The sequence below is a fragment of the Exiguobacterium sp. E17S genome (genome assembly GCF_057772545.1).
In genome coordinates, this window is record NZ_JBYLRU010000005.1 from 71149 (window position 1) to 96382 (window position 25234).

The 25234-nt window shown below is 46.8% G+C and carries 20 protein-coding genes, 2 pseudogenes and 1 riboswitch; of the genes and pseudogenes, 6 read left to right on the forward strand and 16 right to left on the reverse strand.

Going from position 1 to position 25234, the window contains the following annotated elements; all coding sequences use genetic code 11:
- Positions 1-13 precede the first annotated feature (13 nt).
- The 3 genes from nagE to AC3B4V_RS14020 all read right to left on the reverse strand — a co-directional run bounded on the left by nagE (position 14) and on the right by AC3B4V_RS14020 (position 3293).
- Positions 14-1522 carry an N-acetylglucosamine-specific PTS transporter subunit IIBC gene (gene nagE / locus AC3B4V_RS14010; protein ID WP_195865870.1) on the reverse strand — a complete coding sequence of 503 codons (1509 nt, stop codon included), beginning with the start codon at positions 1520-1522 and terminating at the stop codon, positions 14-16.
- 213 nt (positions 1523-1735) lie between these two features.
- Entirely contained in the window at positions 1736-1933 is a 198-nt protein-coding gene (locus tag AC3B4V_RS14015; protein WP_023467139.1) for a CsbD family protein, read from the reverse strand.
- A gap of 157 nt (positions 1934-2090) precedes the next feature.
- Entirely contained in the window at positions 2091-3293 is a 1203-nt protein-coding gene (locus AC3B4V_RS14020) for an ornithine--oxo-acid transaminase (RefSeq protein WP_023467138.1), read from the reverse strand.
- Positions 3294-3479: 186 nt separating this feature from the next.
- Here AC3B4V_RS14020 and AC3B4V_RS14025 point away from each other — a divergent pair, with 186 nt between their 5' ends.
- Positions 3480-5507: a putative bifunctional diguanylate cyclase/phosphodiesterase gene (locus tag AC3B4V_RS14025; protein ID WP_488378744.1), complete on the forward strand. Its 2028-nt coding sequence runs from the start codon at positions 3480-3482 to the stop codon at positions 5505-5507.
- A gap of 57 nt (positions 5508-5564) precedes the next feature.
- Here the strand turns inward: AC3B4V_RS14025 and AC3B4V_RS14030 are convergent, their stop codons facing one another.
- Positions 5565-6962, reverse strand: a complete 1398-nt coding sequence (locus AC3B4V_RS14030) for a basic amino acid/polyamine antiporter (protein ID WP_197484541.1) — start codon at positions 6960-6962, stop codon at positions 5565-5567.
- Between the two features lie 110 nt (positions 6963-7072).
- Between AC3B4V_RS14030 and AC3B4V_RS14035 the strand changes: the two genes are divergently transcribed.
- Both AC3B4V_RS14035 and AC3B4V_RS14040 read left to right on the forward strand, forming a co-directional pair.
- Positions 7073-7756, forward strand: coding sequence for an MgtC/SapB family protein (locus AC3B4V_RS14035; protein WP_488378745.1), 684 nt, complete (start codon positions 7073-7075; stop codon positions 7754-7756).
- A 109-nt stretch (positions 7757-7865) separates the two neighbouring features.
- Positions 7866-9499 (forward strand): annotated as a pseudogene (locus tag AC3B4V_RS14040) (peptide ABC transporter substrate-binding protein).
- Positions 9500-9615: 116 nt separating this feature from the next.
- Here the strand turns inward: AC3B4V_RS14040 and AC3B4V_RS14045 are convergent.
- Together AC3B4V_RS14045 and ade are read right to left on the reverse strand one after the other, a co-directional pair.
- Positions 9616-9873 carry a hypothetical protein gene (locus AC3B4V_RS14045; RefSeq protein ID WP_023467133.1) on the reverse strand — a complete coding sequence of 86 codons (258 nt, stop codon included), beginning with the start codon at positions 9871-9873 and terminating at the stop codon, positions 9616-9618.
- 262 nt (positions 9874-10135) lie between these two features.
- The gene (gene ade / locus AC3B4V_RS14050; protein ID WP_488378746.1) at positions 10136-11869 is read right to left on the reverse strand and encodes an adenine deaminase; all 1734 of its coding nucleotides are present in this window, start codon (positions 11867-11869) and stop codon (positions 10136-10138) included.
- Between the two features lie 124 nt (positions 11870-11993).
- Here ade and AC3B4V_RS14055 point away from each other — a divergent pair, with 124 nt between their 5' ends.
- Positions 11994-12533: a gamma carbonic anhydrase family protein gene (locus AC3B4V_RS14055; RefSeq protein WP_488378747.1), complete on the forward strand. Its 540-nt coding sequence runs from the start codon at positions 11994-11996 to the stop codon at positions 12531-12533.
- Between the two features lie 111 nt (positions 12534-12644).
- Entirely contained in the window at positions 12645-12830 is a 186-nt protein-coding gene (locus AC3B4V_RS14060) for a hypothetical protein (RefSeq protein ID WP_050678068.1), read from the forward strand.
- A 145-nt stretch (positions 12831-12975) separates the two neighbouring features.
- On the opposite strand, the gene AC3B4V_RS14065 is transcribed toward AC3B4V_RS14060, so the two are convergent.
- On the reverse strand, positions 12976-14559 hold the full coding sequence (locus AC3B4V_RS14065) for an ABC transporter permease/substrate-binding protein (protein ID WP_029340779.1): 1584 nt from the start codon (positions 14557-14559) through the stop codon (positions 12976-12978).
- Positions 14556-15683 (reverse strand): ABC transporter ATP-binding protein, encoded by a 1128-nt coding sequence (locus AC3B4V_RS14070; RefSeq protein WP_029340778.1) that lies wholly within the window; start codon positions 15681-15683, stop codon positions 14556-14558. The genes AC3B4V_RS14065 and AC3B4V_RS14070 overlap by 4 nt, the downstream gene beginning before the upstream one ends.
- 192 nt (positions 15684-15875) lie before the next feature.
- Here AC3B4V_RS14070 and AC3B4V_RS14075 point away from each other — a divergent pair, with 192 nt between their 5' ends.
- Complete coding sequence (locus AC3B4V_RS14075; protein ID WP_411212273.1) at positions 15876-16871, forward strand: LysM peptidoglycan-binding domain-containing protein; 996 nt, start codon at positions 15876-15878, stop codon at positions 16869-16871.
- A gap of 125 nt (positions 16872-16996) precedes the next feature.
- On the opposite strand, the gene lysA is transcribed toward AC3B4V_RS14075, so the two are convergent.
- From lysA to AC3B4V_RS14115, 8 genes and pseudogenes are all read right to left on the reverse strand, one after another.
- On the reverse strand, positions 16997-18313 hold the full coding sequence (lysA, locus tag AC3B4V_RS14080; protein ID WP_488378748.1) for a diaminopimelate decarboxylase: 1317 nt from the start codon (positions 18311-18313) through the stop codon (positions 16997-16999).
- Positions 18314-18326: 13 nt separating this feature from the next.
- On the reverse strand, positions 18327-19385 hold the full coding sequence (alr, locus tag AC3B4V_RS14085; protein WP_488378749.1) for an alanine racemase: 1059 nt from the start codon (positions 19383-19385) through the stop codon (positions 18327-18329).
- Complete coding sequence (locus AC3B4V_RS14090; protein ID WP_023467124.1) at positions 19382-20314, reverse strand: branched-chain amino acid transaminase; 933 nt, start codon at positions 20312-20314, stop codon at positions 19382-19384. Before AC3B4V_RS14090 ends, alr begins: the two co-directional genes overlap by 4 nt.
- A gap of 25 nt (positions 20315-20339) precedes the next feature.
- Positions 20340-21047: a 2,3,4,5-tetrahydropyridine-2,6-dicarboxylate N-acetyltransferase gene (gene dapD, locus AC3B4V_RS14095; RefSeq protein ID WP_029340774.1), complete on the reverse strand. Its 708-nt coding sequence runs from the start codon at positions 21045-21047 to the stop codon at positions 20340-20342.
- Entirely contained in the window at positions 21034-21780 is a 747-nt protein-coding gene (gene dapB, locus AC3B4V_RS14100; RefSeq protein WP_488378750.1) for a 4-hydroxy-tetrahydrodipicolinate reductase, read from the reverse strand. Before dapB ends, dapD begins: the two co-directional genes overlap by 14 nt.
- Positions 21777-22657: pseudogene (gene dapA / locus AC3B4V_RS14105) on the reverse strand (4-hydroxy-tetrahydrodipicolinate synthase). The gene dapB and the pseudogene dapA overlap by 4 nt, the downstream one beginning before the upstream one ends.
- 17 nt (positions 22658-22674) lie before the next feature.
- On the reverse strand, positions 22675-23667 hold the full coding sequence (locus AC3B4V_RS14110) for an aspartate-semialdehyde dehydrogenase (RefSeq protein ID WP_488378751.1): 993 nt from the start codon (positions 23665-23667) through the stop codon (positions 22675-22677).
- 13 nt (positions 23668-23680) lie between these two features.
- Positions 23681-24880, reverse strand: a complete 1200-nt coding sequence (locus AC3B4V_RS14115; protein ID WP_047395005.1) for an aspartate kinase — start codon at positions 24878-24880, stop codon at positions 23681-23683.
- Positions 24881-24992: 112 nt separating this feature from the next.
- A riboswitch (Lysine riboswitch) is annotated at positions 24993-25170 on the reverse strand.
- Positions 25171-25234: the final 64 nt, after the last annotated feature.

Sequence of the window (25234 nt, forward strand, 5' to 3'; positions counted from 1 at the left end):
AAGGTCGTTTTGTTTACTTCTGTCGCTTCATCGCATCCGCAACGAATTCGACGTCTGTTCCAATGATGATTTGCACGCTGGTCGCGCCCATCTTCATGACACCTTTTGCTCCAGCCGCTTTAATCGCTGCTTCGTCAATGATGTTTGGATCTTTGACTTGAAGACGTAAACGTGTCGCACAATTGTCAATCGACGTGACATTTTCTGTTCCTTTCAATCCGGCAAAAATTTGAGCTGCTTGTTGCTCATATTTATCGTCTGAATCTGTCAAAACGACTCCCGTGTCTGTGACGAGCGATTCATCTTCACGACCTGGTGTCTTCAGATCAAATTTCGTGATCATGAAGTAGAACAGGAAGTAGTAGACGACCGCGAACGCGAGACCAACCGGGATGAGAAGTAATGGTTTTGTGGCAATACCGAAGTTCAAGGCATAATCAATGAAACCAGCCGAGAAGGAGAAGCCATGTAAAATACCGAGTAAGTTAACGATGGCCATCGATAGACCTGTTAAAACTGCATGAATGACATATAAAACAGGTGATAAGAACATGAACGAGAACTCGATTGGTTCCGTGATCCCTGTCAAGAAGGACGTCAGTCCAAGACCAATCATCGCTCCAGCAACTGCTTTTCGATTTTCCTTACGCGCAGCCATGACAATCGCAAAAGCTGCAGCCGGTAAGGCGAACATCATGATTGGGAAGAAGCCCGCTTGATAAATCCCAGCTGTCGGATCTCCAGCGAAGAAGCGCGCGATGTCACCGTTCGCGACCGTACCATCTGCTTTTTCATATGAACCGAAGACGAACCAGAAAATATTATTTAAGACGTGGTGTAAGCCGACAGGAATCAAGAGACGGTTAAAGAATCCAAACAGAGCAGCGCCTCCTGCACCAAGACCAACCATCCATTCACCAGCACCGTTGATGCCTTGCTCGATGAACGGCCAGACATAACCAAAGATGAAAGCAAGTACAAGCATGACCGCTGATGTAATGATTGGAACGAAACGACGACCACCAAAGAATGCTAACCAATCCGGTAACTTAATGTTATAGAACCGATTGTATAGAAGTCCTGCGACGATACCCGCGATGATTCCACCGAATACCGCCATATTAACGGTCGAACCGAGTGTCGCCTGATTCGCGATCGAACCAAGTGTCGCTCCGTCGACCTTGGTCGAGGAATCATTGACGATCGCAGCGATCGCATCATACTTCGCCTGAATCTGTGCACTGGAATAATCCTTGTTCATCGAGTCGACGCCATTCTTTAAGACGAGATACCCGATGGCCCCGGCAAGACCCGCTGCCCCACTCGCATCGATCGATAGACCAATCGCGACACCAATGGCAAAAATCAGTGGAAGGTTATCAAAAATAGCCCCTCCTGCTGCTACCATCAACGGAATATCAAGCATATCCGCCGAACCTAACCGGAGCACGATCCCCGCAGCCGGTAATACTGCGATTGGTAGCATCAAGGCTTTACCAATTCGTTGTAGAAACTGCAACATACCTTTCACCCTTTCCTGAATAAAACGATAATGACAGAACAATGTAAACGCTTTTACGTTTTTTATTATTCCACATAAATATCTAAATGACTAGACCTTTATACAAATTATTCATTATCTTTTTTTATTGATATAAAAATTCATTATAGCAGACGCTAAAAACCGGACTAGAGTCATTCTCCAGTCCGGTTTTTCTATTTAATTTCAACGGTCTTAGCGGCGATTCGTATCTTCGAAATTTTGTTGGACGTTTCCGACTGTTTTCTTCGCCTCGCCTTTTACTTGATCTTTTTTACCTTCACGTTCTGTTGATTTATCACCTGTTGCTTTCCCGAGCGCTTCTTTCGCTTTCCCTGCTACTTTATCGACGAGACCATCTACTTTTTTATTGAGACCACTGTTGTTTGACATAACCATTACCCCCATTTAAAAGTTTTTTTTGCGATAGTTGTCTGTTCCCTTGTCACTGATTTTCAAACGTTTCCTGTATCAAAACCGACACTTACCTAAACAAAAACAACAGTGAACGGTCTGTTCACTGTTGTCCAACCTGATTCTATTCTTTTATTTATTGCGCGACGGAGACACCTAATACTTGTTCGATCCGTTCGAATGCCCAGTCCAACTCTTCTTTTGTAATGACGAGCGGTGGTGCAAAGCGAATGACTGTCTCATGCGTTTCTTTACAGAGTAAGCCTTTTTCTTTCAACGCTTCGCAATATGGTCGCGCTGCTTCTGTCAACTCAACACCAATGAATAATCCACGACCACGTACTTCTTTGATCATCGGGTTGTTGATTTGTTTTAATTTCTCCATGAAGTACGTACCGAGTTCAAGTGAACGTTCCGGTAACTTTTCGTCTTCTAATACTTCAAGTGAAGCAATCGAGACGGCACACGCAAGTGGATTGCCACCAAACGTCGAGCCGTGTGAACCTGGATTGAAGACAGAAAGGACATCTTTATTCGCGGCAACACATGAGATTGGGAATACACCACCACCCAGTGCTTTACCAAGAATGTACATGTCTGGTGTTACCTCGTCCCAATCAGAAGCAAACCATTTACCGGAACGACCGAGTCCAGATTGAATCTCATCCGATACGAGCAACACGTTTTGCGCACGACAGACTTCTTGTGCGTCCTTCAAGAAACCATCATAAGGAATTAAGATGCCCGCTTCGCCTTGAATCGGTTCCAAGATGAATGCCGCTGTATTTTCAGTGATTGCCTGTTTTAATGCCTCAAGATCGCCATATGGAATCGTCTTGATTCCAGGAAGAAGCGGTCCAAATCCACGTTGGTATTCTGCTTCCGTCGACATCGAGACGGCTGTCATTGTCCGACCGTGGAAGTTTCCTTCGCAAACGATGATTTCAGCATCACCTGGGATTTGTTTGACTTCATATGCCCAGCGTCGTGCTGCTTTCACTGCTGTCTCGACAGCTTCCGCACCCGTGTTCATCGGTAACACCATGTCTTTACCCGTCAATTGTGCTACTTTTTCATAGAAAAAGCCCAGTTGATCATTGTGAAAGGCACGTGACGTCAATGTAATCTTGTCTGCCTGACGTTTTAGAGCCTCGATGATTTTTGGATGACGATGTCCCTGGTTAACGGCTGAATAGGCACTCAGCATATCCATATAACGACGTCCTTCAGGATCCGTAACGAAGACACCCTCCGCCTCTGAGATGACGATCGGGAGCGGATGGTAGTTATGTGCTCCGAACTGTTCTGTCTGTTGAATGATTTTCTCTGTTTGATTCATCGAGATTCCCCCTCATAACTCTTTAGAAAACGCTTTCAATATTATTATAGCAGATTCTTTCACAGAATCTTCATCTAAAAAGTATCCGAGCGAAAGGATTATAGTGCGTAAGAATTGAATATATTGGGAAAAGACAAGACAAGTGAACCGTCATCTCTTTTCATTATAAAGGAGCGTGCGCACGTAATGGACCGTTCGACCATTGATTCCTATGAAGTCGTCATTCAAGAATTCCCTTTACCCGCTTTCATATTGAATACTGACTTGACCATCCGCTCTTGGAATGAGCTAGCCGCACAGCAATGGGGCTGGACACAACAGGAAATCGTTGGCCAGATCGTCCCACTTCTCGAACGGGAAGACATAGCATTCAGCCAACAGATTTGGCATGCCTTCTTGGAGCGCCGTCAATCTGTCCAATTACCGAATGCCTCCTTGTTGCATAAGACGGGCACTTCTGTAACGTCAACACTTCTTTTATCTCCTTTACTTGATGATACAGGAACCGTTATTGCCGCCTTTGTTTGCTGTTTACCTTCAGCTGAGCAACAAACGAACATGAAACCACTCTTCCAAGGGTTGATGGATTTACGTCATGCATTCGATCAGATTGCTTCTGTCGCCGTCTTCGATGCACGAGGAACGATCACGTACGTGAATGATCAACTCATCGATGTGACAGGATATTGCTCTGAGATGCTTCTCAACCAGCCTTGGTCACTCATCTTAGATCCATCCAGTTCTGTCGTTTCGGAGATTCGTGCACAACTTCGTGAACGAAAAGCCTGGTCTGGTCGTCTTAGCCTTACTTCGCAAACGGGCGAACGAATACATCTCCAAGCGACGCTCATTCCGATCTATGATGCGAACGGCGTTCGCTTCCAACATTTGTTCATCGGGAACGACATCACGGAAACAACAGCACTTGAAGAAGAACTCGATTTTTTAGTGCATCATCATGAGATGACGCATTTATTAAATAAACGAGGATTTTTACGCGAAGGCGAAGCATTATTCCGTTCTGCCGCGTCGCATGATCCGATTGCGCTCATCTTGTTCGATATCGATCGTTTCAAAGTCATCAACGATTCGTTTGGAACACATGTCGGCGATCAACTACTTCAAGCGATGGCAACACGCCTTTTGCAACATACGACAGGTGTACTCGCCTTTCATCCGACGAGTGATCTATTTGGTGTCTTGTTACCTGCACCGTCGAGCAATCTGCTTTTCCAATATGCTCGAAAATTACAACAAGCACTGCAGCGCCCTTATTATATTAACGGTCATTCATTGATCGTTTCTTGTACGTTCGGGATCACGGTCTATCCGTCCGAAGCCAAAACATTGGAAGATTTATATCGCCGGTCGGAAACAGCTCTATACGCAGGAAAATCGATTGGTACTGGAACGATCCAGTATTTAACGCACGAGATGGATACACAGTTCACACGGAAAATCCAACTCGAGCGCTCCCTTTTCACAGCACTCGAAGATCAATCCCTTTATCTTGCTTATCAACCAATCATTGAACTTCAGACACAAGCCGTCAAAGGCTTCGAAGCGTTATTACGCTGGAATCACACGGCACTCGGGAGCATTCCACCAGATGAATTCATTCCACTCGCTGAAGAAGCTTCACTGATCACACCAATCAACAACTGGGTCATCATCGAAGCATGTGAACAGCTCGCAAAATGGCAACAGACGATTGATCCTAAACTGACGATGGCAATCAATATCTCACCACATCAGTTCCAAAGCGACTCCTTCATTCGTACATTACAACACATCGTAACAGAACGACTGGTATCTCCATCTTCGATTACTTTGGAGATGACGGAAAACATCGCGATTCTCCAGACGCAACGAACGGTCGAACGCATGCACCTCATCAAGTCGCTCGGCTTCCGTTTATCGATCGATGATTTCGGTACCGGTTATTCTTCTTTACAGTATCTCAGTGCTTTTCCAATCGATGAATTAAAAATCGATAAAGTATTCATTGATGGTCTGGCGACAAATGACCATGCTTTGCTCGATTCCATCATTCAACTCGGTCGCAATCTAGAGTTGAATCTTGTCGCTGAAGGTGTTGAGACTGAACACGCGTTAGATTATCTAAAAACGACATCGTGTCAGCACATGCAAGGATTCATCTTCTCTGAACCTCTATCCGTACAGGATGTCGAAAAAAGATTTTTAACACCTTAATCAAAAAAGAAGTCACGGTGGATGAAAACCACCGTGACTTCTTTTTGATAGCGTTTCTTACAATTGAATTTCCCCGACGACCATTCCGTAAACGGCTACTCCTGCTAATACAACAAGGACCATGCTGGCAATCCACTCATAACGTGACATGCCCGTCCGTTGCTGTTCTCGCTCTGCTAACGCATACGCGAGAATCCCTGGAGCATAGACTAATGCCGCGATGACGATGTACCAGATACCCGACGCATAGACGAGCCAAATCGAATACGCAGATGCGATGATGGAGAAAAGCAACATTTTCTGATTGCGCTCTTCGCGCGATATCCGAATGCTATACAACGCTGATAATAAATATGGTAATAACGCACAAATCCCAGCGATACTCGACAGGACAAGATAGGTTTGCGCTGAGAAAAGCGCGATTCCTGCGACGACCTGTGTCGCGATTTGTGTAATCAATAGCGCGCCGACTGGAGCACCTTTCCGGTTCGTTTTTGCGAATGCTTTCGGAAATGCACCGTCTTTCGCCACAAGATACGAAATTTCTGATGCGAGAATCGTCCATCCGAGAAGTGCGCCAGATAGTGAGATAATCAAACCGATCATGATGATCGTCGCACCGACCGGTCCAATCGCCGCCTCTAGTACATACGCCATCGTTGGTTCTTTTAATCCAGCTAGTTTTTCTTGACTGAGCACTCCGAGTGATAGGACGGAAATCAAAATGTAGATGACTAATACTCCAACGAGTCCTGTTACCGTCGCTTTCCCGACATCACTTCGATTTTTAGCACGACTTGATAAGACGACCGCTCCTTCAATTCCAACGAACGCCCAAAGTGTGACGAGCATCGTTCCTTTTACTTGATCGAAGATCGAACCGAGTTCTGTTCCCTCTCCCCAAATATCCAAATTAAACGTTTTGATATTAAAGGCAATTCCTACTAGAAGAATGAAAATCAAGATCGGGACGAGCTTTGCAATCGTTGTAATCAAATTGACGAGTGTCGCTTCCTTGATACCGCTCGAAACGAGCCAGAACAATCCCCAAATGACGACTACACTCATGAAGAGAAGGAATATTCGATTTTCTGCTGCGAAAATCGGGAAGAAATAACTAATCGCATTAAACACGAGCGTGATATTCGCAACCGTTCCAATCCACGCCGATACCCAGTATCCCCAAGCACTGTTAAAACCGACGAAACGTCCGAACCCTTCACGCGCATAGGCATAGATACCGCCTTCGAGCTCTGGTTTACTATTTGCGAGATGTTGGAATACTAACGCGAGCATGATCATCCCAATCCCCGTGATACTCCATCCGATGAGGATAGGTCCTGCACTTGCACTTTGGGCCATTGCACCAGGAAGGTTAAAAGCTCCTCCACCGACCATGGAACCGATGACCATTGCAGCGAGCGCAAAGAACCCGATTTTTTGTTGATTCATGATGAGACACTTCCTTTTTCGTATATCTATTACATCTTACGTATATTCATTCGAAAGACACAAAAGTCATTATAACAAATCACCTTTTAAAGTAAAGAAAGGATTTGAGACGAATGAACTGGATCCATGTATTTCAGCTTGAAGACCTTCTAAAACTCCTATTAGCCGCTACACTTGGAATTTTCATCGGATTCGAGCGTGAAATCAAAAATAAACCGGTTGGGATACGCACTAGCCTCGTAATTACCCTGATCAGTTGTCTGTTAACCATCGTTTCCATCAAATCGGTCTTACTCTACCATGACATGGCGACGAATGTTCAGATGGATCCGATGCGTCTCGTCGCCCAAATCATTACTGGAATTGGTTTTATCGGCGCTGGTGTCATCTTACGTCGACCGCATGATATCGTCAGCGGGCTGACGACTGCCGCGATTATCTGGAGTGCGAGCGGGATTGGGATCGCTATCGGTGCAGGTTTCATCTGGGAATCGATTTTTCTCGTTCTCTTTCTCTTTTTCTTACTGGAAGGCTTAACTCGGATAATGAGTCGTATCAACAATAGTCGGTTTGAAGCAAATGTCCTCGTCGCGCATCTGTTACTTCCTTCTGGACTTGATCCAACAGACATCGTTCTTGCTCTTGAGCGTAAAGGTGTACGTATTACGAATATGCGTTTACGTGGTGATCCCGTTCGATTGACGTTACGAATGTATTCCCCGCATGCGTTAACCTTATTCCTACTTTATGACTATTTGAAATCGCTTGGAATTGAGGAGATAGACCTTGATAAGTGAGAATTATCTGAAAATTTATGTTGCATTTTTAATCACTTTCACTTAAATTAACAATATGTTCACATTTTTCTGAAATATTTAACACTAACTCTCGGGGGGTCATCGTTCCATGAATAAACCATCGAAAATCGCTTTTGCTGGACTTTCCAGTATCGCGCTTCTTGCTGTCGCTGCATGCGGGCAAGGAAATGACGAAAACACAAGCGGATCAGATTCGAAAAACAAAAAAAGGAAGTCACACTCGTTTCGACGACGGATGTACCTCAGCTAGATCCGACGAAAACGACGGACTCGACTTCCATCATCGTCACGAACAACGTCTTCGAAGGGCTGTATCGTCTTGATGGTGATAACAAACCAACACCTGGAATCGCAGAAAGCGTTGAAGTGTCGGACGATAAAAAAACATACACGTTCAAACTGCGTAAAGATGCGAAGTGGTCAGATGGATCGGCCGTCACAGCAGATGATTTCATCTATGCTTGGAAACGTGCACTCAATCCAGAGACAGCAGCAGAATACGCGTACATTCTACAAGATTTAAAAAATGCCAACAAAATCATGGCTGGAGACGCTGAACTTGATGAACTGGGCGTCAAGAAAGTCGACGATCAGACACTTGAAGTCCAACTTGAAGCTCCAGCACCTTACTTCCTTGGTTTGACGAGTTTCCCGACGTACTTACCATTAAAACAATCATTCGTCGAAGATAAAGGCGATAAGTTCGCGACAAGTGTTGATACAATGGTCTTCAACGGACCTTTCGTCCTCGATAAATGGCAAGCGAATGCTGGTTGGACATACAAGAAAAATCCAGATTACTGGGATAAAGCGAATGTTAAGATGGACAAAATCGATGTCAAGGTCGTCAAAGAAATCTCAACTGGCGTCAACCTTTTCGAAGCGAAAGAAGTCGATTTTGCACCAATTACGTCTGAATTCGTTTCGCAGTACGAAAAATCAGATGATTACAAGACGCGTCCAGATGCTCGGATCAACTTCCTTCGCTTTAACCAAAAGAATAAAGCATTGAAAAACAAAAACATTCGAAAAGCGCTCGCGCTTGGTTTTGAAAAACAAGGGATTACAGATGTCATCCTAAATGACGGATCAAAACCTGCAAACTTCATCGTCGCGAAAGACTTCACGTTTACACCAGATGGGGAAGACTTCCGCGCGAAGTATCCGGATCTACAAAGCTACGATGCTGACGCTGCGAAAAAAGCTTGGGATGCTGGCTTGAAAGAACTCGGTGTGAAGACAGTCGAACTCAGCATGCTCTCACGAGATGAAGATGCCTTCAAAAAGGTTTCTGAGTACTTAAAAGGAGATCTTGAGAAGCACCTGCCTGGTTTGACGATCAAAATCAAACAACAACCGTTCAAGAACTTCCTCGAACTCGAATCGAAGGGAGATTACGATATCTCTGCGGCTGGTTGGGGACCTGACTACCAGGATCCAATGACGTTCCTCGATATGTGGTTAACGGATGGAAGCTTCAACCGAATGGAATACTCGAACAAAAAATTCGATGATCTCATCAAGGGAGCAAAACAACAAGCAGATGAAGCGAAACGTTGGTCGGACATGCAAGAAGCTGAAAAAATGCTGTTGACAGAAGACTATGCCATCGCACCAATCTACCAAAAAGGGGAAGCTTACTTACAACGTACAAACATTGATAAATTATACCGTCACCCATTCGGTGCCGATATGAGCTTTAAATGGATGGAAGTAAAATAATCCTTTAAAACATTGATGAACAAGTAGTGGACCTCGTTCCCTACTTGTTTTTTTATTTCCAGACGTGATTCTCAGAAAACAACAAAGACCCCTTCTGACGGAGCCATCGGGGGTCTTTACTGTGCAATTTGTTTATAAAAAGCAATCTCTTCATCCTGTCCTTCCTCAACTGCTCGGAAGAATTCAGCGAAGTAAGCATAAAGAACGGTGCGTTCCTCATACGTCGGTCGAGCTTGACGAATGACGGAGAATGCAAGATTTCTCAACTGACGTTTCGTTCGTCGATGTGTTGGTAACGCATGGAACTGACGCGTGAATGAGCGATAGACATCGGCAATCAAAGCTTCATGCCCTTCAAAATAAGTCTTATCCATAATGATGATCTCCTTTCTAATCTTGTTGTCCTACTATTTTCTACGATCCTTCTAGATAAAAGTTTCATAGAAAGTGAGGTTTCTCACAAATGATATAGAACCTACTATAACAAGCTTTCCAAAATGATTCAATATCCAAACTATTAAGTTTCATTAAGGATTTCTAACCGTTTTGTAAAGTGGCTTTTTTTGATTTTAACGTAACTTGATTGACAGAAAAACGGTCTGAGTCCCGGAATGAGACTCAGACTCGCGACGGACATCAGTCTGCTTGTACTGAAATATGCTGAAAGTGTTTTACGTCGAATAATCCACTGTCGGTCAGCTTTAACTCCGGAATGACCGGTAAGCAAAGGAATGACATCGTCAAATAGGGATTAAAGGAACGATCCGCCTCTAACACATCGAGTGCATCATTCAATGCTTCAAGTGTATCTCCAACTTCTTGGAAGGGACGATTCGTCATCAGTCCAGCGATTTCAAGCGGTAACTCAGCAAGTACCTCTTGCCCATTGACGGCAATGACTCCCCCACCCGCTTGGACGAGACGTTCCGCAGCCAGTTGCATTTCCTCATCCGACGCACCAACGATGACGAGGTTGTGCGAATCATGGGCAACAGTCGCCGCAATCGCTCCGCGTTTCATCTTGAAACCTTTGACGATCCCGACTGCCGAGAAGGATGTGCCGTGATGCCGTTCAATGACAGCGATCTTCAAAAGATCCTGCTCCGGTACAGGCACAAAATGTCCGTCTTGAAGTGGAACATCGAGAACCAGATGTTCCGTGACGATGCTTTTTGGAATGACTCCAATGACATGCGCCCGTGATGATTCAAGTGGCAGCGCAAATACTTCCGGCGTAATCGGTTTTGTATTCAATGCACCTCGTAACGATTCTGGAACATGCGCGCGCCGTACTGTTCGGGTCGTTTTTCCTGCTCGTGCGACACACTCACCTTTAATATAAACCTCGTCAATCACGACGTTATCGGCATCGGATAACAGGACGAAGTCCGCCCGGCGTCCCGGCACGATAGCTCCACGATCGTCCAGACGATAGGCATTCGTCGCATGCAACGATGCCATCGCATATGCTGTCTCGCGTTTAATCCCATGACGAATCGCATAGCGGATATTATAGTCGATCGTACCTTCGCGTAATGTATCGTCCAAATGTTTATCATCCGTACAGAAGAGGAAACGGCTCGCATTGCTTTCCGTCACAGCATCGAGTACTTCTTTTAAGTTTCGAGCTGCCGAACCTTCCCGTACTTCGACATACAGACCACGACGTGCTCGGGCGATCGCATCTTCCTTACTGACGGATTCATGATCCGTTCGAATTCCGGCGACACCATAAATGTTAATTTCGCGTGGTCCGAGTCCCGCCGCATGACCATCGACCAGTTTTCCTGCGTCTTCGATCTGTTTAATTTTTTGGAGCATATCGTGATCGGCTCGTTCGACCGCTGGATAATCCATGACTTCTCCCAAACCATGGACACCAGGATGATCGACGAACGGTGCAAGTGCCGCCGCATCAAGAGATGCTCCCGCGTGTTCAAACGAAGTGGCCGGTACGCAGCTCGGTAGCATCATGCGGACATCAAGGGCGAGACCTTCAGCATCGTCTAGCATGAAGGATAATCCTTCCGCTCCTTTGACATTCGCGATCTCATGCGGATCGGCGATGATCGTCGTGACACCTAATGGTAGAATCGCTTGCTCATACTCACTCGGTGGCACCATCGATGATTCAATATGGACGTGGGCATCGACGAAACTTGGTGCGATGAAAAGTCCTTCTCCCGGACGATTCTCGATTCCCTCATACCCCTCTCCGACAGCAGCAATATAGCCTGAATCAATCACTACATCTGCTGTATATGTCTCACGTGTCATGACATCAATGACTGAAATATTCTGATAGACGACGGCTGCTTTCTCTTTTTTTGCAGCAATCGCGATCAATCGTTCACGCACTGTTTGTTCCATCCTGTCTCCTCCTGTTGTAAGCGTATTTTTACCATCTTACAATTAGTTTGGAAGCTGTTGCAATTTATTTTTTGTAACGTCAAGATGAAAGAGTATCGATTTAATGTCTGAGGGGGAAAAACGCATGAAATATCGTGTCGGTTCACTTGTTCCAAACATCGATCCATCCGTTTATTTAGCGGACGGATCAAAGGTCATCGGAGAGGTCACGATCGGAAAAGACTCATCTGTCTGGTTCAATACGGTCATACGCGGAGATGAAGGTCCGATTCACATCGGGGAACGCGTCAACATCCAAGATGGTTCGATGATTCATCAGTATGAAGGGTATCCGACCATCATTGAAGATGAAGTGACGATTGGTCATATGGCGATGATTCACGGCGGAATCATTCGAAAAGGAGCGTTAATCGGAATGTCGGCGACGATCCTCGATGAAGCCGAAATCGGAGAAGGGGCATTCGTTGCTGCAGGGAGTCTTGTGCCGCCAAAAATGAAGGTACCTGCCGGCGCGATGGTCATGGGGGTTCCTGCAAAACTCGTCCGGGATATCAGTGACCATGATCGATTCATCATGGAACGAACAGTCCGAAAATACGTGAAACGAGGGCAGCAGTATGCTGACAGTTGTGAAGCCATCACAGAGGATTTGACAAGTTTGTGAGAACGTTTACAAAGTTCACGGGTTCTTAACACCTCCCCTCTTCCGTCTTTACAATTCTTTCGTACACTAAAGGTGTAAGAGATGAATCAAGACACAGAGAGGGGATTTTATATGATTCCAGTATACGAAGAACGCATCATGTCTGATTTGTTTTCATCTACGAATAACCCAAGTTACGGTTTGCCGACGTTACCCGAATCGGAAACGGATTGGTTGACAGTCGAGATCCAAGCACGTATCGTTAAAGATGCCGAGCACCGCCTTGGAACATTAAACCGAGAGGAAGAACGTGTATGATTCAGCAACGCACTGTTCGCGCTTGGCTCGCTAGTCGCATCAAAAAATAATTTAATCACTTGATTACGTATTTTCCAAAACGATATAGCGCGTCAGCGCGCATACCAAAAGAGCCGAAGCGGATTCCCGCCTCGGCTCTATCTGTTTATTTTGAAATTAATCCTTCTTCGATCAAGAAATCACGCGCGACTTTTTCAGGGCGCTGTTTCTCGACATCTGCTTTGTAATTCAATTCTTGCATCTTCTCATCCGTAATCTTATCTTTTAACGTGTTGAGGACTTTTTTCAGCTCCGGATGTTCTTCAAGTGTTTCTTGACGAACAAGCGGTACCGCATAGTATGGTGGGAAGAACTTTTTATCGTCTTCTAGCACTGTTAAATCGAATTTTTGTAACAAACCATCTGTTGAGAAGCTATCGATGACGTTCGTTCGACCATTTGTCAGTGCTGTATAACGGAGTCCTCCATCGACGGGTTGTACATCTTGGAACTTCATATCTGGATACTTTTTCTTCAGACCAAGATAACCATCTTCTCGGTTCGCAAATTCGATTGTTGATCCGAGAATCAAACGATCACTGACTTTTGACATATCTGATACCGTCTTCAAGTCATATTTTTCGATATCTTCTTTCGTCATAGCAAGGGCATACGTATTGTTGAAACCGATTGGGTCCAGGACGTCGACCTGACTTTTCTCAGGAATCATCTTCCCGACTTTTGCATAGACCGTTTCCGGATCCGTCTCAACGTCTTGCTTGAGCACGTCGATCAACAAAGTACCTGTGTACTCGACATACGCGTCAATTTCCCCTTTTTCAAGCGCCCCGTAAGCGACTTTTGTTCCGCCGAGGTTCAATTGACGTTCGACTTCTAAATCCGTTTTATCTTCGATTAAATCCGCTAACATATTTCCGAGAATCAATTGTTCCGTAAAGTTCTTCGATCCGATGACGATCTTATCTTCCTTGAGGAAAGAGTAAGCGACCGTTCCACCGATTAACAAGAAGACGATACTTGCAATCGCAATCTTACGTCCAGCTGGCATCGCCTTACGACGCTTCCGTGCCTTATTCTTGATCCGACCATCTGCAAGTGGAATCCCATTTGGCGCCACGGAGTATTCAATCCGACTGACGACGAAGTCGATGACGAGTGCTAAAATACCGGCTGGAATTGCTCCGGCAAGAATCTGGTTATTATCAACTGTTTGAATACCTGAGAAGACGAGGTAACCAAGACCACCGGCACCGATGAATGCTGAGATCGTCATTAAACCAACAGCTGTAACGGCTGAAATTCGAATCCCTGCCATCATGATCGGCAAGGCAAGTGGAATCTGAACCTTACTGAGGATTTGCCGATCCGTTAAACCAATTCCTTTAGCTGCTTCGAGCGTGTCCCCTGGAATGCTCGACAGACCCGTGTACGTATTTTTAACGATTGGCAAGAGTGAATAAAGCACGACCATGATGATCGCTGGTGTCGATCCGATACCAATGAACGGAATCAAGAAACCAAGTAAGGCAAGACTCGGAACGGCTTGCACGACACTCGTCAGCGCAAGGACAGGTTTCGCGAACTTTTGGTAACGGGTGATCAGAATTCCGATCGGAATCCCGAGAACGACCGCGATGACGACGGCAAAGACCGTCAACTGTAAGTGCTCTAGCAATAAATCACCGATCTGATCGGTATTATTTTTTACATAATCAAAGAATCCGTTCATTGGACTTCCTCCTCATGAATGAATTGCTCACTCAAGACGGAAAGTAAGCTACTACGTGTAATCAACCCTCTGAGTTTTCCTGTTGCATCCGTTACTGGTAGATAACCAGTCTCTTCCTGATTCATGACTTCAAGAACATCGAGTAATGAATCGTGTTCATTGACGGCGATGATTTCGCCCTCCATCACTTCTTCGATCCGTTGGCTCTTATCCGGAATCGTCTGGATGTTCTTCAACTTAATCAGCCCTTGTAAGACGCGGTCACGATCGGTGATCAACAGGCTGTCGACTTTGCGTCCACGCATGATTTCAATTCCCTGCAACAACGTCCGTTTGCCACTGATTGAAACTGGGTCCTCGATCATGATATCTTCTGCCTTGATGAATTCTGGACTACTCCAGATTTTATTTTTTCCGATGAACGATTCGACATATTCATCTTTTGGATGACGCAAGATTTCTTCTGGAGTATCGAACTGGACGATTTCCCCATCACGCATGATACATATCCGATCCGCTAACTTGATCGCTTCATCCATATCATGGGTGACGAAAACGATCGTCTTTTTCACTTCTTCTTGCAAGTTAAAGAGCTCTTCCTGTAGATCGTTACGAGTAACGGGATCGAGTGCACTGAATGGCTCATCCATCAAGATGACATCAGGGTCATTCATCAGAGCACGCGCGAAACCGACACGCTGTTGTTGTCCACCACTGAGTTCGCTCGGATATCGATCGATGAATTGCTTTGGATCAAGCCCGACCATCGTCAACAGTTGTTCTGTCCGTTGATCCATCTCATCGTGGTTCTTCCCCTCAAGCCCAGCAATCAATTGAATGTTTTCCCGGACCGTCATGTGAGGGAACAAGCCTGTTTGCTGGATGACATATCCCATATGACGTCTTAATTCAATCGTATCCGTCTTCATGATGTCCTTTCCGTTGACTAAAATCGTACCTGAAGAAGGTTCAATCAATCGATTGATCATCTTAAGTGATGTTGTCTTCCCACAACCACTTGGTCCGATGAAGACAACGAGTTCACCCTTTTGAATCTCGAGCGATAAGCCTTTCAAGACGACATTGTCCTTAAACTGCTTACCGACGTTTTTGAATTCGATCATTCCTTCTCACTCCTTTTTACTATTTCCATATATTATGGTTTCCCAAAAAGATTACGGTTTAAACAAATTTTCTGTAATTTAGTTTTATTTCTTTGCAAAACGGGAATTTCTTAGTTCTTTTTTTAAAATAAAGGGAATACCTTAATAAAGAGTACTTGTAAAGCATGTTTTTGATGAAGGAGGTCCTAGACGATGAACATCAAGAAACCCACCATCATGATGATCGGACTGCTTCTCCTGACTCCACTTTCAATCCCCTCACAGGTCGATGCAGCGAGCTCTACTTTTGTCACAAAAGGAACGACGACACAAAAAGTCGTCGCATTGACGTTTGATGATGGTTCAGACGGAACGAACATTGCCAAAATCTTGAGTATCTTAAAAAGTAACCAAGTGAAAGCGACTTTCTTTTTGACAGGCAGTGGTGCAAACAATCATCCTCAATCGATCAAGAACATCACAACCGCCTCTCCTACACACCAAATCGGCAATCACTCGTATTCGCATCCGGATTTTACGACCTTAACAGCAAGCCAGATGACGAGTGAATTATCCCGAACAGAATCCCTCATCCGGTCCTTGACCGGAAAAACGACGAAACCAATTTTCCGGGCGCCGTTTGGTGCAAGTAACAGTAACGTGTTGAGTGCAGTTGGGGCTGCAGGTTACACGAAAACGATTCAATGGAATATTGATACGACGGATTGGAAAGGCATCTCTTCAACAGCCATCTTGGATCGTGTAATACCAAAAGTCGTTCCCGGATCGATTATTCTGATGCATACCGGTGCTGGTGCGAAAGGAACACCAACCGCCTTGCCAACGATGATTTCAAAACTCAAAGCAAAAGGCTATTCGTTCGTCACGATTTCAGAACTGTTACGGTCACCGACTTCAACCGGTACGACGTATACCGTCAAAGCTGGCGATACACTCTATTCCATCGCCCGCAAATACAACGTCTCGGTCTCTGCCCTCGCGAGTGCGAATAACATCACGAACTGGAATCTGTTGAACGTCGGTCAAGTCTTGAAAATTCCAACAACGACTTATACGGTCAAAGCCGGTGATACACTTTACTCGATTGCGACACGATATGGTGTCACCGTCACAGCATTGATGCAGGCAAACAACATTACGAATCCGAACCTTCTGCTTGTCGGACAAGTCTTAAAAATTCCAAAATGAATATGCTGATCGCAACACAAAAAAACGATCCCTCTCTATTCAAGAGAAGAATCGCTTTAGATCGTATGCATGAAACCGGCGCGATAGCGTCGGTTTTTTTGTGCTCTAGTTTGACCCCGCACCTCTTACGACTCTGATCGGACCCCATTGATCCCAAGATCACACTGAATCAAATCCGCATACGTTTGTCGACGGACGACTTCACGGGATTCCCCATCCCGGACGAAGACAAGTGCCGGACGTAAGAACTGGTTGTAGTTGCTTGCCATCGAAAAGTTATACGCTCCTGTCCCAAAGACAGCAAGGGTATCGCCACCGTTCGGTGTGACCAACTGTGCTTTTTCAGCGACGAGATCCCCTGATTCACAAGCTGCTCCGACGACCGTCACTTCAGTCGTTTCGCCACTCATCCGGTTTGCGATGACGGTTTCATACACGGCACCGTAAAGTGCTGGGCGAATGTTATCCGTCATTCCGCCATCGACCGAAAGATATGTTCTGACGCCTTCAATTTCTTTGATTGCCCCGACCGTATACAGTGTCGTTCCTGCATTCGCAACGACCCAGCGCCCTGGCTCGATCCCGATTCGTGGACGTTCGATGCCGAGTCGCTCCGTTTCCGTCTCGATCACGTCCATGACGCGTGCGATCGTCGCTTCAAAATCAAGCGGCTGATCGTCCTGTGTATAGGCAATACCGAAGCCACCGCCAACATTGACTTCGCTGACTGTGAAGCCATGGTGCGCACGAATCGTTTCGACGAAGCCCATCATCGTCCGAGCTGTCTGTTCGAACAGTGACGGATCTTGGATTTGCGAACCAACATGACAATGGATGCCGAGTAACGACAGATGTTCCGATGCTAAAATCGCTTCGATTGCGTCCAAGTAATCTGACGCATGCGTCGAGAAACCGAATTTCGTATCGACACCACCTGTCTGGATTTTTGCATGCGCTCCACCGATGACTTGTGGGACGATCCGAATCAAGACATGAACCGTTTGACCGGCTTGTGCCGCAATCGATTCCAGTTGTGCAATCTCTGCAAAGTGATCGATGACAATCCGTCCGACTCCTTCCTCAACGGCATACTGAAGATCAGCCGTTGATTTATTCGAACCATGGAAATAGATTCGTTCTGCTGGAACCCCGGATTGACGGGCGATGAAGAGTTCCCCGCCTGTGACGACATCGATTCCAAGACCATGACGAACGACTTGTTCATATACGGCACTGACAGTCAGTGCTTTTGAGGCGAAGGAAGCATACGTGTTCGGATACTTATCAAGGAAGTGTTCCCGGACGGTCGCTAATCGATCCGTCAGCTCCCGCTCTGCCATCACATACAACGGTGTTCCGTACTGTGCTGCAAGATCGGTCGCTGCGACACCATCGATGTGCAACGTATTGTTTTCTTCTGTCAGGTATTGACTTCCATACATAATAAGTTCCTCCTTATAGATACTGATGCGTCAAACGCCACGACCGGGCACACATCTGCTCTGAATTGTTCGCTGCTCCTGTCCGAGTAATATCGTCAATTTCAACGCCATCCCCGTATAGCACGACCTCGTCTCCGACCTCAACCGTCCCATCGACAGCGACGAACGTATGACTCATGAATAATTTATTGATAACCGGATAAGGTTTTTCTTTAATATGAACAGGCAGAGCGGCACGCCCACGGACGACACCGTCTCCATAGCCGACTGGTAAGATGGCAATCCGCATCGGTTCTGTACTCGTAAAGTTCGTTCCGTACCCAACGTGTTCACCCGGTCCGATTTCGCGAATTTCAACGACCTCCGTCGTCATCCGTAGCGCAGGAACGAGCCAGTCCATCTTTTCAATCGGTGAATAGCCGAATAAGAAGATTCCAGGACGGACATAATTACAAAATGCGAGACGCGGATCGTGTTTGACGATCGTCGCACTGTTTTCCGAGTGCATATACGTAAACGTATGGCGCTTTCGTAACACATCGGCAATGGCGACGAAACGTTCGACTTGTCCATCGTGATCCGCATCCGGCTCATCGGCAAGCGGAAAGTGTGTATATAAACCTGTTAAAGCGAGCGAATCTGCTTGCGCAAGCGCAAGAACAGCTTCCGCCTCTTGAAGCGAACTGACACCAAAACGATTCATCCCGACGTTGATCTTCAAATGTAACTCGATTCCCTGCAGCTGTTTACTGTTTAGGGCGAGCCATTCTAGCGATGAGACACCGAGTGCAATTCCGAAACGTCGTGCTGTTTCAAAATCCTCCGTCGGATTCATCACCAGTACATAACTGTCTGGAAAATTCGTTTTGATTTCAATAGCTTCATACAACTCGGCGACAGCAAAGTGATGCACATCAGACGCCATCAGCGTTTCGACCATCTCGAGCATGCCTAAGTTGTACGCATTGTTCTTGACCACGGCAAAAATACGTTTACGTGACCGAGCGAAGACCGATGCGACGTTCTGTCGCACCGCCTTCCGATCGATCGTGACGAGTGTACGCGTCGTCATTCTGCGACAGCTGGTGTCACATACGTCAACCAATCCGCATATTGCGGCAATTGACCTGTGACAGCTTGACGGTAAAGATCGAGCAACTCATCTGCGACGTTCCGTGTTCCGCCGTTGATGGAGATATGATCGATTTCACCGACACTCGTGATTTCAGCAGCTGTTCCTGTTAAGAAGATCTCATCTGCGACATATAACTCATCGCGTCCGATGTGACGTTCGACGACAGGATAGCCTTGATCTTGTGCCAAACGGATGATGACTTGGCGTGTGATACCGTCGAGTACTGAACAATCAAGTGACGGTGTATGAATCGTTCCGTTTTTAAGAAGGAAGAGGTTCGCAACACTCGCTTCACTGACGTTACCGTTCATGTCGAGCGCGATAGCTTCATCAAATCCATCACGGATCGCTTCACCTTTTAAGAGTTGTGAGTTCATATAGTTCGCAGCCGCTTTCGCTTGCATCGGCATCATCGTTGATGAGACGCGGCGGTAAGATGCAACTTTGGCACGAATGCCAGCGCCTTTATCGAAGTATTCCCCAAGCTCCCAGCAAGAGATGCCGACATGAACCGTCGTATCTTTCGCCATCAATGCTTGCCATGGCGTACCGAGGAACACGAATGGACGGATATAACAAGATTCGAATCCGTTTTTCGCAACTAGATCAATCGTCGCCTGAACGAGTTCATCCACCGTATACGGAATCGTGACGTGGTAATACGCACAACTGCGGAAGAGACGCTCGATATGTTCCTTCAATTGGAAAATCGCCGGTCCGTCCGGTGTCGCGTATGCACGAATTCCTTCAAAGAATCCACTACCGTAGTGAATCGCATGTGACATGACGCTCGTGTTCGCATCTTTCGGATCATGAAAGACTCCATCTAACCAAATTGCTTCTCCATACTGTGTATCCACTGCCATGTGTTTTCCTCCTCTTCGACGTCAATCAGAGTGAACGTAAATCATCCACCAATTGCGTCTTCTCTTCTGTTTTCGCATCTTTCTGTTTGATGACACGTGCAGGTGTTCCGGCAACGACGCTTCCAGCAGGTACGTCTTCTGTGACGACACTACCAGCAGCGACGACGGCATCTTTGCCGACTTTGACGCCTTCAAGAATGACTGCATTTGCACCAATCAAGACACCGTCTTCAATGATGACAGGTGTTTTTGAAGGTGGTTCGAGGACACCCGCGACCACGGCACCTGCACCGACATGAACGTTTTTCCCGATCGTCCCACGTGCACCGACGACAGCGTTCATATCAATCATTGTACCATCTCCGATTGATGCACCGATATTGATGATCGCACCCATCATGACGACTGCGTTGTCACCGATGACGACATGATCACGAATCCATGAACCTGGCTCGATGCGCGCATTTAAGTGACGTGTATCAAGCATTGGTACCGCACTGTTGCGACGGTCATACTCCACGTGAACATCAGTGATGCGATCTGAATACTTTTCTAAGAAAGTAGCCGCAAGTCCTGCATCCGCGAAGAAAATCTTTGATTCATCTGATCCGAATGCAGTAGCGCCTTCGATCGTCAAGCCCGCTAAATCGCCGTTGACGTACAGTTTTACCGGTGTTTGTTTTTTAGCATCTTTAATGAATTTAGCAATTTCGTAAGCATCAGTGAGTAACATGTGAATCCTCCTGTGTGTAGAGCGTCTCTAATGTATAGAGTCCCGCTGTTTTTTGAATGAGTGCTTCAGCTGCTTTGATCGCACCAGAAGCAAATACTTTTTTCGATAACGCCGTATGTTTGATTTCAATCAATTCGTCGACACCTGCGAATAAGACTTCGTGTTCTCCGAAGATCGTTCCACCGCGCATCGCGTGCATCCCGATCTCGTTCGTCTCTCGCTTTTGCCGCGTCTGTGACCGATCATATACCGGTGTGACGTCACGTACCGTCTGAATCGTTTGCAATAACAACTCAGCCGTTCCGCTTGGCGCATCGACTTTTTGGTTGTGATGTTTCTCAAGCAATTCGATGTCATACGCTCCTGCTAGTGGTACGAGTGTCTTCAGCAGTTGCTGCACCATCGCGATGCCGTACGACATATTGTACGACTGGAAGATCGGAATTTCTTTTGCAGCGTCCTTGATCGATGCCAGTTCCGCCTCCGAAAAACCAGTCGTCGCGATGACGAGTGGTGTTTTTGTCGCCAGCCCATATGCGAGCAGATCCGGTAGCAAACTCGGATGCGAGAAGTCGATGATCGCATCGACCGTCTCTGCCATCTCTGTTAGCTCCGCATATGAAGCGATCGTATCGGATGACTTCGTCCGGTCAACGATCGCTACGACACTTTGTGGTGCGAGTTCGACGACGTATTGTCCTGTCGCCCCGTAACCGTGTAACGCGAGTTTCATCGAACCACTCCTTTGTAAGCCCGCATCGTTTCGAGTAAATGCGCGTGTCCTGCTTCCGATTGACGGACGAGCGGCAAGCGCGGCGCACCGACAGCAAAGCCAAGTTCTTCAAGCGATGCTTTGACTGGAATCGGATTAACGTCACTGAACAAGGCACCGATGACCGGTAACAAGTCTGCCTGAATCCGGCGAGCCGTGACGAGATCTTGCCCTAGTAACGCCTTAGCAAGTGCTTGTGTCTCTGCTGGGTACGGGTTAGAGAGAACTGAAATAACACCCTGTGCGCCCCATGCCATGTACGGCAGGATTTGATCATCATTCCACAGAAGACCGCGAAGTCTTCCGGAATCGCCGCCATCAGTTCACCCATGAAGCTGACATCTCCACTCGCTTCCTTAAAGGCTTGGATGCGTGGATGACGTGCTAACGTCACTGCTGTTTCGACTGCGATCGCAACGCCTGTCCGCGACGGAACGTTGTACAGCATGATTGGTAATTCTGTTGCATCAGCGACCGCCGTGAAGTGTGCAATGAGACCGGCTTGCGATGTTTTATTGTAATACGGTGTGACGAGCATCGCTGCGTCCGCACCGAGGCGTTCTGCGAGTAATGTTTTCTCGATCGTCGCTGCCGTATTGTTCGAACCCGTTCCGGCAATGACGGGCACTCGCCCTGCCGTGACTTGAACGGCAGTCGTCAGGAGTTGTTCGAATTCCGTGTTTGTCAGTGTCGAACCTTCTCCTGTCGTCCCTCCAACGACAAGTGCCTGAATTCCTGCTGCGAGTTGTTGCTCGATTAAGCGTTCAAATACGTGTAAATCCAACTCGCCTGCTTCATTAAATGGTGTGACGAGCGCTGTACCTGCTCCTTTGAACATGAAGAACTCCTCCTTTTTTATGAATGAATCGACTGTTCGATGGCTTGGCGTGCGACTTGTACGGCATTCGAGGCGGCACCTTTTCGAATATTGTCGGCTACACACCAAAGATGGAACGTATTCGCGAGACTATCATCTTGTCGAATTCGTCCGACATAGACATCGTCCGTCCCACTCGCGTCAAGTGGCATCGGATAGCGCGTATTCGCGACATCATCGACGAGGACGACGCCAGGTGCGTTTTCAAGTGCTTCACGGATCGCTGCAACCGTCGTCGGTTGTGTAAACGTGACGTTGATTGCAACCGAGTGAGAATTCGTGACCGGAACCCGGACACATGTCGCACTGACTGGTAATGCTGGAAGATTGAAGATTTTCCGTGTTTCATCAATCATCTTCTGCTCTTCTTTCGTATAACCGTTCTCAAGGAACACATCGATATGCGGCAAGATGTTGTCGTGAATCGGATGCGGATAATTGACGGGCTCTTCTCCACGTGCTCCACGCGCTAGATCCTCGATTCCTTTTTGACCAGAACCGGATACGGCCTGATACGTCGTATAGTTGACGCGTTCGAATCCTAGTGACTGGAGCGGTGCTAAAGCGACGACGGATTGAATCGTCGAACAGTTCGGATTTGCGATCAAGCGGTCCGTTGCTTGAATCGCTTGCGGATTGACTTCTGGCACGACGAGTGGAATCGTCTCCTGCATCCGGAAGGCACTTGAATTATCAACGACGAGTGTTCCGTTTTCAGCTAGTAACGGGGCATATTGCTCACTGATCGTTCCGCCCGCTGCGAACAACGCGACATCGATCCCGTCTTCCGTGATGTTTGGCGTCAGCGCTTGGATCGTGATGGCTTCTCCCTTGAACTGTACCGTGTTCCCTGCTGAACGAGCAGAAGCGTAAGCGGACAGGCGGCTGACCGGGAAGTCCAGTTCGGCTAGTACTTGTAACATTTTTTGACCGACGGCGCCGGTTGCTCCAATGACTGCTACATGATACATCCTGTTTCCCTCCTTATAACTCGAACGCGTTTGCAATCGCTGCAACCGTCCGTTCAATATCTGCTTGTGCAATCGTGTATGAGATGCTGATTTCTGAAGTCGTAACTTGATAGAACGGAATGTTCTCTGCTCGGAAGATTGCGAACAATTTCGAAGCGACACCTGTTGCATCCCGCATCCCGATTCCGACGACAGATAATTTCGCGTGTTGATTATGGCGATCGACCTTGACTGTCGTGAAGCGATCCATGATGTCTTTCAATGCTTCATCGAGGAACTCTTCCTCATCGAGTGGACATGAGAACGATAAGAAAATGTCACTGTCGAACGTCGTTTGACTGATCATGTCGATGTTGACGTGGCGATTGGATAACAGTTCGAAGATATCGGCTACTGCTGCATTCGTTTGCGGTACGTGTTTGATTGATACCGTCAAGACGTTCTTCGTCACACTGACACTCGTCACCGCTTTTTGTTCCATTGTTTCCGTCGCTTCCATGATCCATGTTCCCCTTTTCGATTCAAGTGTTTTCCCGACGAAGATGTGTACGCCGTATTTTTTTCCTAGTTCGACACTCCGCATTTCCATGACCTTCGACCCGAGGGCGCTCATTTCCATCATCTCATCATACGAGATATGTGGAATCGGTTGAGCGGCGGCATGGATTCGCGGATCAGCTGTATAGACACCGTCGACATCGGTATAAATTTCGCACCGTTTATCAAGGACTGCCGCAAGGGCAACTGCCGTTGTATCCGACCCACCCCGTCCAAGCGTCGTGACATCACCGAGTTCATTGACACCTTGGAATCCGGCGACGATGACGACATCGTACGTTTCGAGTTTTTGTCGTAACAGATCTCCATCGATCTGTTTGATCTTACTTTTCGTATGCACGCCCATCGTGCTGATTCCTGCTTGAGCGCCTGTTTGCGATAACGCTTTGACACCGAGCGAGTTGAGGGCGATGCTGAGTAATGAAATCGTCTGTTCTTCTCCGATGGCAAGCAGTCGATCGAGTTCTCTTCGCTCGGGGCGATCCGTGATGGCTTGCGCCTGAGCGATCAAAGAATCTGTCATCTTGCCCATCGCCGAAACGACGACGACGAGTTTTTCACCTTCGGCTGCGCGACTCTTCAAATAATTCGCAATAGACTGAATCTGTTCGACAGTCGCAACCGAGCTTCCACCAAATTTAAGTACAGTTGTCACAATCCTATCTCCTTTGTCCCGATACAGAAAAAAACGACGGGCCGGTAGGAGCGTTCCTACGGCCCGTCGTTATCACGATCGGACAAACGAAGACAAAGTCATTCGTTCTTTTACGTAAGATAGCGCTCCGAAACATCGGTTTCGGCAGTACAACGGATCTTAACCGTTGTACCAGCAAACAAGAAGAAGCATCTTCTCGTTCACTTCGGCGGACTTCCCCTTTCACATCATTCAGCATGCTTGCCTTCAAGAATGATGCTACTCATGTCATCCGCGCCTCTATCTGTCGGTTGTTAGTTACAGTTATAGCAGACATCTTTTGTTAAATCCAGTCATTTGACTGTTTTTTTTCAA

Bases quoted from the DNA above. Each gene is read 5' to 3' on its own strand.
- nagE (WP_195865870.1), bottom strand. From the start codon at position 1,522: ATGTTGCAGTTTCTACAACGAATTGGTAAAGCCTTGATGCTACCAATC.
- AC3B4V_RS14015 (WP_023467139.1), bottom strand. From the start codon at position 1,933: ATGTCAAACAACAGTGGTCTCAATAAAAAAGTAGATGGTCTCGTCGAT.
- AC3B4V_RS14020 (WP_023467138.1), bottom strand. From the start codon at position 3,293: ATGAATCAAACAGAGAAAATCATTCAACAGACAGAACAGTTCGGAGCA.
- AC3B4V_RS14025 (WP_488378744.1), top strand. From the start codon at position 3,480: ATGGACCGTTCGACCATTGATTCCTATGAAGTCGTCATTCAAGAATTC.
- AC3B4V_RS14035 (WP_488378745.1), top strand. From the start codon at position 7,073: ATGAACTGGATCCATGTATTTCAGCTTGAAGACCTTCTAAAACTCCTA.
- AC3B4V_RS14045 (WP_023467133.1), bottom strand. From the start codon at position 9,873: ATGGATAAGACTTATTTTGAAGGGCATGAAGCTTTGATTGCCGATGTC.
- ade (WP_488378746.1), bottom strand. From the start codon at position 11,869: ATGGAACAAACAGTGCGTGAACGATTGATCGCGATTGCTGCAAAAAAA.
- AC3B4V_RS14055 (WP_488378747.1), top strand. From the start codon at position 11,994: ATGAAATATCGTGTCGGTTCACTTGTTCCAAACATCGATCCATCCGTT.
- AC3B4V_RS14060 (WP_050678068.1), top strand. From the start codon at position 12,645: ATGATTCCAGTATACGAAGAACGCATCATGTCTGATTTGTTTTCATCT.
- AC3B4V_RS14065 (WP_029340779.1), bottom strand. From the start codon at position 14,559: ATGAACGGATTCTTTGATTATGTAAAAAATAATACCGATCAGATCGGT.
- AC3B4V_RS14070 (WP_029340778.1), bottom strand. From the start codon at position 15,683: ATGATCGAATTCAAAAACGTCGGTAAGCAGTTTAAGGACAATGTCGTC.
- AC3B4V_RS14075 (WP_411212273.1), top strand. From the start codon at position 15,876: ATGAACATCAAGAAACCCACCATCATGATGATCGGACTGCTTCTCCTG.
- lysA (WP_488378748.1), bottom strand. From the start codon at position 18,313: ATGTATGGAAGTCAATACCTGACAGAAGAAAACAATACGTTGCACATC.
- alr (WP_488378749.1), bottom strand. From the start codon at position 19,385: ATGACGACGCGTACACTCGTCACGATCGATCGGAAGGCGGTGCGACAG.
- AC3B4V_RS14090 (WP_023467124.1), bottom strand. From the start codon at position 20,314: ATGGCAGTGGATACACAGTATGGAGAAGCAATTTGGTTAGATGGAGTC.
- dapD (WP_029340774.1), bottom strand. From the start codon at position 21,047: ATGTTACTCACTGATGCTTACGAAATTGCTAAATTCATTAAAGATGCT.
- dapB (WP_488378750.1), bottom strand. From the start codon at position 21,780: ATGAAACTCGCGTTACACGGTTACGGGGCGACAGGACAATACGTCGTC.
- AC3B4V_RS14110 (WP_488378751.1), bottom strand. From the start codon at position 23,667: ATGTATCATGTAGCAGTCATTGGAGCAACCGGCGCCGTCGGTCAAAAA.